A 13,008-nucleotide genomic window follows, 5' to 3' on the forward strand; every position below is an offset into this window, starting at 1 on the left:
AAATGAGCATGGATCAACGAGGTTCGTGATGTTAATTTGGGGAGAAAGCACGTATTTTTCGCATATGGGGAGTGCATACAGGATGAACAAATATTATAACGCCCACCATTCGCCGATCGGGGCGTTCGCCAGCTTTACTCTCGGTTTTCGGGGAGCCAAGGGCGGACTCGGCTTGGAGCTCGGTAAACCCGCGGACCAGAACATCTATATCGGAGTAGAGTCGGAAGCGGGTACGCAACGCTATAAAACTCTTCCGTTTTTCGCGAAGGCTATCGACGAGAGCAAGAGGTACGATGTAGAGAAGGAGACGGTCGACAACAAGGACGACGTACGGATTATCCCGTTCTCCGACGAGGAAATCCAACGCGAGTTCCTGCTCGGCACGGATACTTGGCAGGCCGGCGATCTGACTTTTCGCGTGTACTCTCCGGTTCGCCCGGTACCCGATCCTGTCGCGGCAACCGATGAGGAACTCAAGGATGCCTTGCTTCCTGCGGTCTTCGCCGAGCTGACGATCGATAACCGATCCGGCACGAAAAGCCGTAAAGCTTTTTTCGGCTACCAGGGCAACGATCCCTACTCGAACATGCGGAGATTGGATGACACGACCGACGGCAAGCTGACCGGGTTCGGACAAGGCTTGCTTACCGCGATCGCGACGGACGATCCGGCGGCGACTTCCGCTTTAGGTTTCAGCATGGAAAGAATACTGGGAGCCGCACTCAAAGAAAACTGGACGTTCGGTCTCGGAATGACCGGAACCGTCGTCGTGGACGTACCGGCGGGGGAGGTCAAGACGACGCGTTTTGCTATTTGTTTCTATCGCGGCGGCGTTGCGACGGCAGGTTTGGAGACGAGTTATTATTATACGCGGTTGTTCTCCGATATCGAGGATGTCGCGCAATACGCCTTGTCTCGATTCGATAAGCTAACGGAAGCTTGCGTGCGTTCGGATGATCAAATCGCGGAGGCTAATCTCAGCGAAGACCAAAAATTCATGATGCGCCACGCTTTCCGCAGCTACTACGGAAACTCCCAATTGCTGGCCGATAAGAACGGCAAGCCGGTATGGGTCGTCAACGAAGGCGAATACCGGATGATGAATACGTTTGACCTGACGGTCGATCAATTGTTCTTCGAGATGAAGATGAACCCTTGGACGGTCAAGAACGTGCTGGATCAATTCGTGTACAGGTACAGTTATACCGACGAGGTTCGGTTCCCGGGAGACGAGAAACTGCATCCCGGAGGGCTCAGCTTTACTCACGACATGGGCGTCGGAAACGTATTTTCCAGACCTTCTTATTCTTCCTACGAAATGTTCGGAATCGACGACTGTTTCTCGCATATGACGCATGAGCAATTGGTGAACTGGATTCTATGCGCGGCAGTGTACGTCGAACAAACCCGCGACGAGCAGTGGCTCGGCGATCGCTGGGAGCTGCTCGAAGCCTGCTTCCAAAGCATGCTGAACCGAGATCACCCCGAACCGGATAAACGCAACGGGTTAATGAGCTTGGACAGCTCCCGCACGATGGGCGCGCCGAGATTACGACGTACGACAGCCTTGACGTCTCCTTGGGCCAATCCAGGAACAACATCTATATGGCCGGAAAATGCTGGGCAGCATACGTAGCTTTGGAAAAGCTGTTCATCGAACGCGACTTCAAGGAGCTTGCCGAGGAAGCCGGCCGCCAAGCGGAGCGTTGCGCGGCAACTCTTGCTTCTCAATTGACGGACAACGGCTATATTCCCGCGGTGATCGGGGAAGGGAACGATTCCCGCATTATTCCCGCGATCGAAGGGCTTATTTTCCCTTATACGACGGGGTGCCTGGAAGCTCTCGACCCGGCCGGCCGTTTCGGAGATTACCTGCATGCTTTGAGAACCCATTTGGATACGGTTCTCGTCCCCGGCGTTTGCTTATTCGAAGACGGAGGATGGAAGCTTTCTTCGACCAGCAACAATTCATGGCTTAGCAAAATCTATTTGTGCCAGTTTATCGCCCGCCAGATCATGGGCGTCACCTTAGGCGATTCCGGCGCTAAAGCCGATGCGGCGCATGTCGGATGGCTGACGCATCCAGAGTTGTCATACTGGAGCTGGAGCGATCAAATTCTCTCGGGAGAGATTATCGGAAGCAAGTATTATCCGCGGGGCGTGACCAGCGTGCTATGGCTGGAGGAGTAAAGCAAGAAGAGAGAAAGTGAAGAAGGGGCTGCCTCAATTGGTCTTGGAAAAGATCTTATGGGGCAGCCCCTTTGTAAATCGGATTGTACCCACCGAACGGGAGGGAAGATTGATGCACTTTCATAGTGCCATCCTAGTTGACGACGAAGTATTTACCCGCAAAGGCTTGAAGAAGCTGATCGATTGGGAGGCTTGCGGATTTCGAATAGTGGATGAAGCCGATAACGGCGAGGATGCCCTAGAGCTCATCGGGCGCGTTCGGCCGGATCTGGTTATAACCGATATTAGAATGCCCGTACTCGATGGTTTAGAGCTTATTCGGCGCATCGTCGAGGAAAAAGACGCTAGACCGGCGTTCATCATCATAAGCGGCTACAACGATTTCAAATACGCTCAGCAAGCGGTCCGATACGGCGTTCACGATTTCATTCTTAAGCCGATCGACGAGCTCGAATTTACCCATACTCTTCTCAAACTAAACGAAAGGCTTAAGCGGGAACGTGAGAAGCATTTACGAAACGAACGGCTGTTGACCGGCGCTATGATCGAATCCCTCATTCTCGGCGAGGCGGACGACGCTTTCGTTGCCGAATGGGAGCGGCGCTTGATGCTTCGGCCACACGATCGTTTATTCTATATGTTCGCGGAACTGAACGACAACCATCAGTGGCGGCCGACCAGCGAACAAGTGTCGCAAGCTCGGTTCAAGGAGCTCGTTCAGCTGGCACTGGGCCGCGTGACCCTGGCGATCGGCCGATCTGCCTGCACGAGCACCGCAATCGGATAGGCATCCTCGTGCCCGAATGCGCTTTGGAGCCGTTCGAAGGGGATATCGAACTGTTCGCCGCGAGGTTCCGTCGAGAGCTTTCCGTCGAGGCCGGCGATGGCGTTTTTCTCTATACCGGTTCCCCGGTCCATTGTCTGTCAGACATTCGACAATCGTACGCGACCGCCAAGGAAGCGCTGTTGTACAAATATGTCTATGACGACAGCCGCATCATCATCTATGACAAGGTGCGCACGGAGGGGCTGAATTACGTCGGCATCGATCGTGACGAGTTCAATCGGTTTATCGAGCAAATCGAAGAATTGCAGTCTGAAGCGGTGCAAGCGACCGTGGGCGCATTGTTCCGCGATTTCCGCGAGAAACGGTATGCTCCCGAATCCGTTAAAATGAGCATTCATCAGTGCGTACTCGGCGTTACCAAAACTATTCGCGGCATGGACGGGGACGAACGGTCGCTCGTATCCTTGGCGCCGATCATCGGTTGGCACGACCTGAACCTGTCGATCGGCGAGCTGAAAAGACTGTTCTCCGAGTTCATCGAAGAGAGTCAGCGATGTATCGCGGAGCTGAGAAAGGAACAAGGGAAGGGCGGCATACAGAAAATCCGCAGCTACATCGAGACGAATTATTCGAGCAACATCAGCCTGAAGAGTATTGCCGCGCGTTTTTTCATCAATCCGGTCTATCTCGGGCAGTTGTTCAAAAAGACTTATGGCGTTTATTTCAATGATTTTTTACTGCAAATACGAGTAAACGAAGCCAAGAAGCTGCTGCGGCAGTCGTCGGATATTCGCATTTACGAAGTAGCCGAGAAGGTCGGCTTTAGCAGCGCGGATTATTTTGTCACCCAATTCGAGAAGATCGAGCATATGACGCCCAGCGAGTACCGCAATAAGCTGCTGTAACGTTACTTCTGACAAAGGGGACTTTCCTTGTGAAGCTGAGTCTGAATCTCAACAACGTCCGCTTGCGGAACAAGATGCTGATCGTTTATATCGTTTGCGTTCTCGTACCTATCGTATTGACGAATCTCATTCTATATCATATGACGACCGTGAATGTCAAAAATCAGCGGATGAAGGACATTTCGCGTACCGTTGAACAGATCAAAAACGAATTCAGCACCAAAATCAACGACGCCGCAAGCGTCTCTTCGGTGTTCTACACGGACTATAACTTGAATCAGTTGCTGGAAAACGAATATGGAACGTCGGCCGATTACGTAGAAGCCTACGATTCGTATTTTAGAAGAATCTTAAACAGCTATACTCCCGTGTTTACCTCGGTTCAAAATATCAAGATCTATGTCGACAATCCCACCATGCTGCACTCGGGCGGCATCGGCTACCTGACGGATGAAGTCAAGCAATCGGTTTGGTACCGGTCGCTCGAAACCAATAAATCGTCCCATACTATCTTCGTTCGGACGGCGAAGGAAGACTCGTACCCCCAGGTTGACGTCCGGGATACGTTCAGCATCGTTCAAAAATTAGACTACTTCAGTACGCAAAACAAATGGAACAAAATAATGAAAATCGAAATGAAAACATCGTCGATCAATCAGGTATTTCGAAATCTTAACCTGCAAGGAAATATTTATTTAATTAACGAGAAAGGACAAATCGAATATACGACCGATCCTCAAGTCGATTGGAGAAGAGAACCGACTTCCTATCAGTCCCTTGAATTCCCGTCGAACGTGATCGAAGTCGAGACGAAATACCAGTACGTGAATTATTTGGAAGGTTGGCGCATCATCGGCACGATCTCGGATGAGGAGGTGCTGAAGGCAGTGCGGGAATCTCGGGATTTCGTCATCTATTTGGCCTGCATCGACATCATCCTTCCGACCTTGATCATCCTATGGATTACCGGATCGATGAATGTCCGGTTAGTGCGCATTCTCAGGCATATGAAAAAAGTCAAAAACCAAAATTTCGACACGATCAAGGAAGCCGAATATCACGATGAAATCGGACAATTAACGAGCGAGTTCAACCGGATGACGCTGCAGGTGAAAGCGTTGATCGACGACGTGTACGTCGCCGATATCCAGAAAAAATCGCTCGAGCTCGAACGCCGGAAAGCGCAATTGAATGCGCTTCAAAGCCAGATCAACCCGCATTTTCTGTTCAATGCGCTCGAGACGATCCGGATGCGCAGCGTGATCAAGGACGAAACCGAAACGGCGAGAATCATCGCCAATATGGCCAAAATCTTTCGAACGTCGTTGACCTGGAGCAAGGATCGGGTGACGGTCGACGATGAAATGGAATTCATTCTTTGTTTCCTGGAAATCCAGAAGTATAGGTTCGAGGATCGGCTTGACTATCGGATCCATATCGATCCTTCCGCCAAAAAATGCATCGTACCGAAGATGATGTTCCTCCCGTTCGTGGAAAATGCCTGCATCCACGGAATCGAGCGGCTCAAGCACGGAGGCAGAATCGATATTCATGTCGAACGGGAAGAAGATTCCATGGTATTCGCAATCCTGGACAACGGGGTCGGCATGGACGAAGAGAAAGTGAAACGGTTTTACGGTTACCTGGAGAGCGAGGAAGCGATCGGGGAACGAATCGGAGTACAAAATGTTATTTATCGTCTGAAACTGATATACGGCGATCGTTTCCGTCTTATTATCGACAGCGCTATTGGCCAAGGGACATATATTAGGCTGCTGATTCCGATCGAATGATGGGTTCCAATTCGGACATATATGATTTTCGAAGTATGAACTATAGTTTATCGGGTAAACAAAGCCCCTGAATGCTTCTATACTGAAAGTGCTTACAAAAAAACATAGTATATTTGAAAGGGGCTCGAATTTCGTGGCAAAGAAACTATTATTTGCCTGCTTGGCCGCCGTTATGGTGTTCACCGCAGCTGCCTGTTCCAATGGCAATAACGGCAACAACGGTAACGACAAAGCGTCGCCAAGCGCGGCAGCCGGCAGCAGTCCTGCAGCATCGGAAAGCGCTGCAGCATCGGAGGAACCGCTTGAGAAAGTCACGTTCTCTCTCTTCAAAGGCGTTGCCGAAGCGAAGGACATCAACACGAACGAGACGAATATCGGTAAAATCCTCGAGGATCAGACCGGCGTCAACTTCAAAATCGAACATTTGGTCGGCGATCTGGAAGCGAAAATCGGTACGATGATCGCATCCGATCAGTATCCGGACGTCTTGCTTCCGGACAAAGCGATCGAGGCAGTGATCAAAGCTAACGCGTTTATCCCGCTGGATGACCTAATCGAACAATACGGCCCGAATATTAAACGCGTATACGGCCCCTATTTCGAGCGTATGAGAGCGGATTACGGCGGCAAAATCCTTTTCCTCCCGTTCTCCGCACAGGTCGGGGAATACTTCCCGGATCCGGAGATCAACCAAGGCGCTTACTGGGTGCAACGCCGCGTGTTGAAGGAAGCGGGCTATCCGAAAATCAAAACATTGGACGAATACAACAAGTTGATCGAAGACTTCGTCGCCAAGCACAAAGACGAAGATCTGACGGGCTTCCTTTCTCTGACGCATGACTGGAGATTCTTCGCGCTTGCCAACCAGCCGATGCACTTGGCAGGTTATCCGAACGACGGCAACGTCACTATTGACGTGAATACGCTTGAAGCTAAGGATTATTCGGGTTCCGACTATACGAAACGTTGGCTGAAAACGCTAAACGATCTGAACGCCAAAGGCTTGTTCGACAAATCCTCCTTCGTAGACAACTACGATCAGTATATCGCGAAGCTGTCTTCCAAAAAAGTCGTAGGCTTCTTCGATTACGGCTGGCAATCGCAAACCGCGCGCTTAGTTTTGGAAGACGCGGCGAGAAAAGATCCGGCGCAAGACGATTACGTTTACTTCCCTCTGGCGGTCACGTTCGACGGAACGAAAGACCAATACTTGGATCCTCCGGGATGGACAAGTAACCGCGGTATAGGCATCACGAAAAGCGCGAAAGATCCGGTTCGTATCATTAAGTACTTCGACAACATGTTAAAAGAAGAAAACCAAATTCTGGTCAACTGGGGCGTCAAAGGCGAAACGTACGAAGTCAACGACCAAGGCCGCTTCTACCGTACGCCGGAGATGATCGCCAAAATCGACGAACAATTCAACGAGAAATTCGGCTTCAAATATTACGATTTCGACTGGCCGCAATACAATCAGACGTCCACGTTCTCCGACGGCAATCCGCGGTCGGTTCGCTTCCAGCCTGAAGTATTCGAATTGAGATTGACGGATGCGGACAAAGAGATTCTAGGAAAATACGGCATTAAAACGTATGCCGAGATTTTCGACAAACCGGAAGACCGTCCTTGGTTCCCGGCTTGGAGTATTCCGAAAGATCAAAGCTCGCCTGAGAAAATGTGGGAGATCAAGAAAGAGGAACTCACTAAGAAGTACTTCCCGAAAATCGTTCTCGGAGATTCGGCCGATTTCGACAAAAATTGGGACGGATACATCAAGGAGTTCAGCAAGCTGGATACGGCCGGCTATGAGAAGTGGACCACGGAACAAGTTAAGAAAATCGTGGATATCTCAAAGTAAGCGGCTTTAACTTATAGGAAATAGGCGAAAGGCCGGCTGAACGTGCTGAACCGCGCTCAAGTCCGGCCTTTCCTTCCTGTTTCTTTAGCCCGACAGAAGGAGAGAGAAATATGGAGAATAAAGCCGCGCTCACAACATCGCCTCCGGCGTTGGAGCAAAAACCGACGGGGCTGAAGTCGTTATTCAAGAAACTTGTTCAACAACGGGTTTTGGTATTGATGTCCGTTCCTTTTCTCATCTGGCTGTTTGTCTTTAAATACGTGCCGTTGTGGGGCTGGACGATCGCTTTCCAAGATTATCAGCCGGGCGTAAAATTCAGCGAGCAAAAATGGGTCGGATGGGAGCATTTCCGGTTTTTATTTGAAGATGATAAATTTATGCTTGTCTTGAGAAATACAATTGCGATGAGCACAATTAATCTGGTGCTTAGCTTCGTTACCGCCATTACGCTGGCGCTGCTTCTCAACGAGGTTCGCAAACTCGCGTTTAAACGCATCGTGCAAACAGTCAGTTATATGCCGCATTTTATTTCGTGGGTTGTCGCCGCGGGCATTATTCAAACGACGCTGGCTCCGGACGGGGTCATAAACGACTTGATGAAATGGTTCGGCTTCATTGATAAAGGCGAGGAAATTTTATTCCTCGGCAAAGCAGAATGGTTCTGGGGAATATTCGGCGCAGGTACGGTGTGGAAAGATGTAGGATGGAATACGATCGTCTATTTGGCAGCGATCACGTCCATCGATCCGGCGCAGTATGAAGCGGCGGAAATGGATGGAGCGGGCCGGTTGAAACGGATATGGCATATTACGCTGCCAGGCATTAGACCGGTTATTATCGTACTGTTAATCTTGAATATCGGAAACTTGATGGAATCGGGATTCGAACCTCAATATTTGCTCGGCAACGGCATGAACGTCGACTATTCCGAAAACATTGACATATTCGTCCTGAAATACGGACTCGAGCAATTCAACTTCCCGCTTGCGACTGCGGCAGGCATGTTTAAGACGGTAGTCAGCTTCGTTCTTCTTTTCTCGGCGAATCATATCGCGAAACGCATGGGACAAGACAGATTGTTCTAACCGATGAGCGGTCTTGAGCTTCGCTCAACAGATCAGATGTAAGGAGGGTTTCAACATGGCAAACTTGACGAGCGCATCAAAGCCAAGAAGGTTATCGACCCGAGACTCTTCTCTAGGCGATAAAATATTCGATATATGCAATTATACGTTTCTTACCTTGCTCATGATCGTTACCTTGTACCCGTTTATTAATACGCTCGCCGTTTCGTTAAACTCCGCAGCCGATTCGATAAAGGGGGGGATCTACCTTTTGCCTCGCGAGTTCACGTGGGAGAACTATAGGCAATTGTTCAAGGATTCCGAGATTTTCAATGCGACGCTGATTTCGATCCTTCGTACCGTTATCGGCACGATCGTTACGGTTTTCTGTTCGGCAATGGTCGCTTACACGCTCAGCCGGCAAGAATACGTCCTGCGTAAATTCGTCACGCTCGCCTTTATTATTACGCTTTACGTTAACGGCGGACTGATTCCGATTTACTTGCTTATTCGGGATTTGGGATTGATCAATAGCTTCTGGGTTTATATTTGGCCCGGAATTATCGGCGTATTTAACTTGATCGTCATTCGTTCCTTTATCGAACAATTGCCGGAAAGCTTGATCGAGTCCGCAAGAATAGACGGAGCGGGCGACTTTAGATCGTTTATCAGCATCGTGATGCCGCTCTGCCTTCCCGTACTTGCGACCGTTGCTTTGTTCACAGCCGTTTATCAATGGAACTCATGGTTTGACGTATATTTGTACAACTCGTCCAATATCGATCTCAGCACGCTGCAATATGAGCTTCAGAAAAAACTGCAAAATTCGAGCGTGGCCTTAAGCGCGGAAAGCGCGTTTGCGATCTCATCGAGCTCATCGTCGATCACGGTGACGCCTTTGTCGATCCGCGCAACGATGACGATCGTAGCCTCCGTGCCGATGATCATCGTCTATCCGTTCTTGCAGAAGTACTTCGTCAAAGGCTTGACGGTCGGGGGCGTGAAAGGTTAATGAGGGACAACGGGCAAAAGGGAGCTTATCGTACCGGCACTTATCGCAACCTTCTGCAGGAATACGGGTATAACGAAAACGATATCGCCGCAAGAGTGGAGCAGACCTGGCAGCTCTTGTTCGGAGAGCACGAGGCCACGAGAATCTATTATCCTGCCGGCGAAGACATGGGCTACATGCTGGACACCGGGAACAACGACGTCCGGACGGAAGGCATGTCCTACGGGATGATGATGGCCGTACAGCTTGACCGTAAGGAAGTTTTCGACCGGCTCTGGAGATGGACGTATAAGCATATGTTTATGTCCACCGGAGAGAACGCGGGGTACTTCGCTTGGTCTTGCAATACGGACGGCTCGAAACGCGCGCATGGCCCCGCGCCCGACGGAGAAGAGTATTTCGCGCTAGCGCTATTGTTTGCTTCGCATAGATGGGGAGACGGTGCGCCGCCACTTGATTACGGCGCGAAGGCACGGGAGCTGTTGCGCGTCTGTATCCATAAGGGCGAGAACGGGATCGGTCACGCGATGTGGAACCGGCATAACAAACTGATTAAATTCATCCCGAATTGCGAATATACCGATCCCTCCTATCACCTTCCGGCTTTCTACGAGCTATTCGCCCTCTGGTCGAATGAGGAGGATCATTCGTTCTGGCAGGAAGCCGCGACGGCGAGCAGAGAGTACTTGAAACTGGCATGCCATCCGGAGACCGGACTGGCTCCGGAGTACGCGTATTACGATGGAACGCCTAACGATGAACGAGGATTCGGACATTTTTTCAGCGATTCTTATCGGGTTGCCGCCAACATGGGGTTGGATGCCGAATGGTTCGGCACAAACGAGTGGATGCGGCGGGAAGCCGGGAATATTCAAGCTTTCTTCGCGGATAAGCACCCTGACGATTATCGGCGGTATTCGGTCTCGGGCATGCCGTTCGAGGAGAAGTCGCTCCATCCGGTCGGACTCGTCGCTGCGAACGCGATGGCATCGCTAGCCTATCCCGAAGGTCCATTCGCAAAGCCGAGCGTCGAGCTATTCTGGAATACTCCCGTACGCACGGGCGATAGACGCTATTACGACAATTGTCTTTACATGTTTAGCTTATTGGCGCTGAGCGGACGTTACCGGATTTGGTTCGCGGATCAATGAGCGCACATCGGTAGAGTGTTGGAGTTCCCGGTAATCCAGGGGCTCTTTGCGATTTGAAAGGCCACAAATGCAAGCCAACCCCGAAGTGGTCAAAGCCGTCGCCGAACAGGGGCACGAGATCGGCAACCATACGCACAGCCATCCGTATCTTACGCGCATAAGCCCCGATGAATGCAGAATGGAGCTCAAGAGAACAGACGCTTTGATTCATAAGTTGACGGGGAAAAGACCGCTTACGTTCCGGCCTCCTTATCTGGATTATAACGGGGGATCGAACGCAGACGCTCCAAGCTTTCGGGCGGCTTCTTCGAATAGTCGAGGAGAGAGGTTATCGGCTCGTGACGGTAAGCGAATTGCTTGCTTCCGATCAGAGAGTATTGTGCGACAGAAACCGCGATTGTTATCTTATAGGAATGGCTGGTGGTTCACATAGCGATCACGATACAGGATGTCATCGACGCGCTAACCGCGCCCGTCGGCGCAATCAAGAACAGCGTTGACCGATTAATCGCCGGCAATCCGACGACGGTAGTCACGGGAATCGCCGTCGCGTTCATGGCGACGCGGCAAGTTTTGGAGAAGGCTCACCGCAGCGGCATCAATTTGATTATTACTCACGAAGGCACGTTTTATAGCCATTTCGACTCCACGGAAACGTTGCTGGCCAATGAACCGGTATACGTCGCCAAAAAACAATTTATCGATCGAAGCGGGCTCGCCATCTATCGATTTCACGATGGCCTGCATCGTTATCAACCGGATGGGATTATAGAGGGATTAATCCTGGAACTGGGGTGGCATGCATTCGTAACGGAGCATCTTCCTCACGCTACCATCGTCACCCTTCCTCCTTATACCGTCGGGGAGATCGCCGAGCATGTCAAAAACAAGCTCGGTATCGGCGTGCTTCGCTCCTCAGGAAACTCATCGATGAATTGCGAGAGAATCGGGATACTCGCAGGATATCGAGGGGGAGGCGAGCTTGCGATCCCCTTGTTCGAACGGCATAATTTAGACTTGGTTTTATACGGAGAAGGGCCGGAATGGGAGACCCCGGAATATGTGCGAGACGCCATCCATATGTCGCGGCGCAAAGCTCTGCTCGTGCTCGGCCATTTGGAAAGCGAACAGCCGGGGATGAAGCTGCTGGCTGAACGGCTCGGAGTCTTATTCCCCGGCTTCCTTGTCGAATTCTATCCCGTGGAGCCGGTATTCCACTATATTTAGTCAGCGAAAGAGAGTTGCGCCAATGTCGCAACTCTCTTTATAGACCGTTCCCCCATGAGCTATTTCGAATAGTGAATCCTTTGTCAGAATCTTACGTATATCCTAGCGTGCTTACCATTTTTTGTGAGGGGTCGGGATGTAGAGGATGTCATTTTTCGGAAGAATGTTAGCCAGTGTCGGGATCGGATCGACGAAAGTGGATACCGTGCTCGAGAAATCATCTTATTGTCCAGGAGAAGTCATTCGCGGGATCATCCGCATCCAAGGCGGATCCGTCGAACAGCAAATCGATGGCATCAACCTTACTGTAATGACGACGTACATCCAAGAGATAGACGACTCGAAATTTAATAAGAACGGAGAAGTCGCTCGCTTTCAAGTATTCCAGCCGCAATCGATCGGCGTTCAAGAGTTCAAGGAAATTCCTTTCTCCATCACGTTGCCCGGCAATACGCCGCTTACGATCGGACGAAGTCCCGTCTGGATCAAAACGGATGCGGACATTCAATCCGCGGTGGATCCAACCGATGCGGACCACATTCAGGTAACGCCCTCCGTATTCCAGAAGACCGTAATGGATGCCGTAGACAGCTTAGGATTCCGGCTCAAAAATATCGAATCTCTGTATGCGCCGAGGATGCGGGCGGCTCTGCCATTCATCCAAGAGCAAGAATGGGTGCCGACGGGAGGCCGTTACCGCGGCAAGCTTGACGAACTGGAAGTCGTATTCCTGAACGTTCGCCCGGACGGCGTAGACCTTCTTCTGCAGATCGACCGCAAGGCGTCGGGTTGGCTGGGAAGGCTTGCCGAATCGATGGACGTAGATGAAAGCTTCGTTCGGGTATCGTTGAACTCGAACGATTTGAACGCAGGGTATTCCAGGGTGGCGGACATTCTGGACTCTATTATCTCCAAGCATTCCCATTCGCCATATTAAAGGCCGACTCCGGCCGCTCTGCCGAGCGCCGGGGTTTTTCTATTTTAAATGTTACTTCGCTTTCCTATGTATCCGATAAAAGGT

The 13,008-nt window shown here is 50.8% G+C and carries 10 protein-coding genes and 1 pseudogene; all 11 read left to right on the forward strand.

Annotated features, from left to right (window positions below; all coding sequences use genetic code 11):
• The first annotated feature begins 82 nt into the window (after positions 1-82).
• The 11 genes and pseudogenes from FPL14_RS20900 to FPL14_RS20945 all read left to right on the forward strand — a co-directional run bounded on the left by FPL14_RS20900 (position 83) and on the right by FPL14_RS20945 (position 12,924).
• Positions 83-2,190 (forward strand): annotated as a pseudogene (locus FPL14_RS20900) (glycoside hydrolase family 52 protein).
• Positions 2,191-2,302: 112 nt separating this feature from the next.
• Positions 2,303-2,977, forward strand: coding sequence for a response regulator (locus tag FPL14_RS30600; protein ID WP_324617828.1), 675 nt, complete (start codon positions 2,303-2,305; stop codon positions 2,975-2,977).
• An 8-nt stretch (positions 2,978-2,985) separates the two neighbouring features.
• Positions 2,986-3,882, forward strand: a complete 897-nt coding sequence (locus tag FPL14_RS30605) for a helix-turn-helix domain-containing protein (protein ID WP_324617829.1) — start codon at positions 2,986-2,988, stop codon at positions 3,880-3,882.
• A 74-nt stretch (positions 3,883-3,956) separates the two neighbouring features.
• A complete protein-coding gene (locus FPL14_RS20910) occupies positions 3,957-5,675 on the forward strand; it encodes a sensor histidine kinase (protein WP_182304091.1) in 1,719 nt (572 codons plus the stop codon).
• A gap of 133 nt (positions 5,676-5,808) precedes the next feature.
• A complete protein-coding gene (locus FPL14_RS20915; protein ID WP_229263606.1) occupies positions 5,809-7,533 on the forward strand; it encodes a type 2 periplasmic-binding domain-containing protein in 1,725 nt (574 codons plus the stop codon).
• A 110-nt stretch (positions 7,534-7,643) separates the two neighbouring features.
• Positions 7,644-8,618, forward strand: coding sequence for an ABC transporter permease (locus FPL14_RS20920; protein WP_182299575.1), 975 nt, complete (start codon positions 7,644-7,646; stop codon positions 8,616-8,618).
• A gap of 55 nt (positions 8,619-8,673) precedes the next feature.
• Positions 8,674-9,609 (forward strand): carbohydrate ABC transporter permease, encoded by a 936-nt coding sequence (locus tag FPL14_RS20925; protein ID WP_182299576.1) that lies wholly within the window; start codon positions 8,674-8,676, stop codon positions 9,607-9,609.
• Positions 9,609-10,760 (forward strand): family 8 glycosyl hydrolase, encoded by a 1,152-nt coding sequence (locus FPL14_RS20930; RefSeq protein WP_182299577.1) that lies wholly within the window; start codon positions 9,609-9,611, stop codon positions 10,758-10,760. The genes FPL14_RS20925 and FPL14_RS20930 overlap by 1 nt, the downstream gene beginning before the upstream one ends.
• Positions 10,761-10,827: 67 nt before the next feature.
• A complete protein-coding gene (locus FPL14_RS30830; RefSeq protein ID WP_182299578.1) occupies positions 10,828-11,193 on the forward strand; it encodes a polysaccharide deacetylase family protein in 366 nt (121 codons plus the stop codon).
• Positions 11,190-11,987, forward strand: coding sequence for a Nif3-like dinuclear metal center hexameric protein (locus FPL14_RS20940; RefSeq protein WP_182304093.1), 798 nt, complete (start codon positions 11,190-11,192; stop codon positions 11,985-11,987). The genes FPL14_RS30830 and FPL14_RS20940 overlap by 4 nt, the downstream gene beginning before the upstream one ends.
• Positions 11,988-12,132: 145 nt before the next feature.
• Positions 12,133-12,924: a sporulation protein gene (locus FPL14_RS20945; protein WP_182299579.1), complete on the forward strand. Its 792-nt coding sequence runs from the start codon at positions 12,133-12,135 to the stop codon at positions 12,922-12,924.
• Positions 12,925-13,008: the final 84 nt, after the last annotated feature.

The organism is Cohnella cholangitidis, assembly GCF_014107495.1.
Taxonomy (GTDB): domain Bacteria; phylum Bacillota; class Bacilli; order Paenibacillales; family Paenibacillaceae; genus Cohnella; species Cohnella cholangitidis.

Bases quoted from the DNA above. Each gene is read 5' to 3' on its own strand.
- FPL14_RS30830 (WP_182299578.1), top strand. From the start codon at position 10,828: ATGCAAGCCAACCCCGAAGTGGTCAAAGCCGTCGCCGAACAGGGGCAC.
- FPL14_RS20945 (WP_182299579.1), top strand. From the start codon at position 12,133: ATGTCATTTTTCGGAAGAATGTTAGCCAGTGTCGGGATCGGATCGACG.
- FPL14_RS20925 (WP_182299576.1), top strand. From the start codon at position 8,674: ATGGCAAACTTGACGAGCGCATCAAAGCCAAGAAGGTTATCGACCCGA.
- FPL14_RS20930 (WP_182299577.1), top strand. From the start codon at position 9,609: ATGAGGGACAACGGGCAAAAGGGAGCTTATCGTACCGGCACTTATCGC.
- FPL14_RS20910 (WP_182304091.1), top strand. From the start codon at position 3,957: ATGCTGATCGTTTATATCGTTTGCGTTCTCGTACCTATCGTATTGACG.
- FPL14_RS20920 (WP_182299575.1), top strand. From the start codon at position 7,644: ATGGAGAATAAAGCCGCGCTCACAACATCGCCTCCGGCGTTGGAGCAA.
- FPL14_RS30600 (WP_324617828.1), top strand. From the start codon at position 2,303: ATGCACTTTCATAGTGCCATCCTAGTTGACGACGAAGTATTTACCCGC.